This is a genomic window from Dietzia sp. B19 (genome assembly GCF_014145155.1).
GTDB lineage: Bacteria > Actinomycetota > Actinomycetes > Mycobacteriales > Mycobacteriaceae > Dietzia > Dietzia natronolimnaea.
This window is the reverse complement of the sequence record NZ_JAALED010000576.1, coordinates 19,885-21,248: the sequence shown is the minus strand read 5'-3', so window position 1 is coordinate 21,248 and position 1,364 is coordinate 19,885. Positions and strand designations below refer to the sequence as shown.

Here is a 1,364-nt window from a genome sequence, read left to right as displayed (position 1 = left end):
GACGATCAGTCACTGCAGCTCCTCCTTCCCCGCGATGCCGGTGCTCGTACTCGGGCGTCCGGTGAGGGCGGCGAGACTGAACTGCTCAGGCCCGGCCAGATGCGCCCCCGTTGTATCCCGCCGACCCGGCGGCGGCTCCACCCGGGCCGTCGTTGCCGGCGGCGCCTCCGTCGTCGTGGGTCGGGCCGCGGCCTGGGCCCGCAGGGCCGCCAGTCGCTGTTTGACGGCGGTGTAGCTGATCGCCCGTCTGGCGGTCTGGGAGATCAGCTGCCCGCAGGCGCGCTCGAGGAGCATCTTGTTGTCGCCGCGAGCCAGGGCGAGGATGTTCTGGCACGACCGGTAGCCCTGCGCCTCGATCCGCTGACGATCCAGGACCTCGCTGATCGCGGTGACGGTGTGCGGTCCGATCTTGTGGGCCTGGCGTACGAAGTAGGCCCGTGACCACAGGTCGGATGACTGCAGGTGTTGGGCGGGCACGTGGTCAGGGTCGGTGACGAACGAGTGCCGCCTGCCGGAGACGGTGTGGGAGGCGATGACCTCACCGCCAGCCATGACCACCAGTGTGGGGCCGGTGATCTTCACGTCGACGTGCTGGCCAGCGAAGGTGTAGGGCACCGAGTACTTCACCGTGGCGATCTCCACGTGGTAATCCCTGTTGACCTTGGACTTCTTCCAGATGACCGGCTGCCAGCGGACCTCGGGCAGAGCGATCAGCTCCGACTGCTCGTGCTCGGTGAACAGCTCCCGGCGGCTGGTCTTCTGGCCGCGGAACGGGGTCCGGTCGTTGATCGCCTCCACCTCGGCGGCGATCGCCTCATTCAGATCGTCCAGGCTCGCGAAACGCCGATCGGCCAGCCGTCCGATCACCCAGTTCGTCACCACCTTCACCCCGGCCTCGACATTGCCCTTGTCCGTCGGGCGCACCGGCCGAGTGGGCACCGCGGCGGTGTGGTGGTACTCGAGGAAGTCACGGTACTCACGGTTGACCTCGCGGGCCCGGTCACCGCGGGCGATCTGGTTCGACGCCGTCGAGGCGTTGTCCGGGACGATCACCTGCGCCGCGCCGCCGAAGTACTCGAACGCCCGCAAGTGCGCGTCGAGCCAGTTCGGCATCTTCTCGTCCACGCAGCCCGAGGCGAAGACCAACCCCGAGTACGGCAGCGACGCCACGAACACCGAGACCGTGGTCTTGGTGCCGAGGACGGGATCGAAGATCGCCATCTTCGTGCCCGCCCAGTCGACCTGCATCGTGTGCCCGGGCACGTGCGCGATCCGCATCGTCAGCTCGTTGACCTCGACGTACTCGCCGACGATCTGGCAGAACCGCTGATAACTGTAGTGCCGCTGCCCCGGCGATCCCTCGC

Annotated in this window: 1 protein-coding gene; it reads right to left on the bottom strand. The window is 67.9% G+C overall.

Annotation, left to right across the window (positions count from 1 at the left end; genetic code table 11):
- Positions 1–9 precede the first annotated feature (9 nt).
- On the bottom strand, positions 10–1,364 hold a 1,355-nt coding region (istA, locus tag G6020_RS16600; protein ID WP_241732794.1), incomplete at its 5' end, for an IS21 family transposase.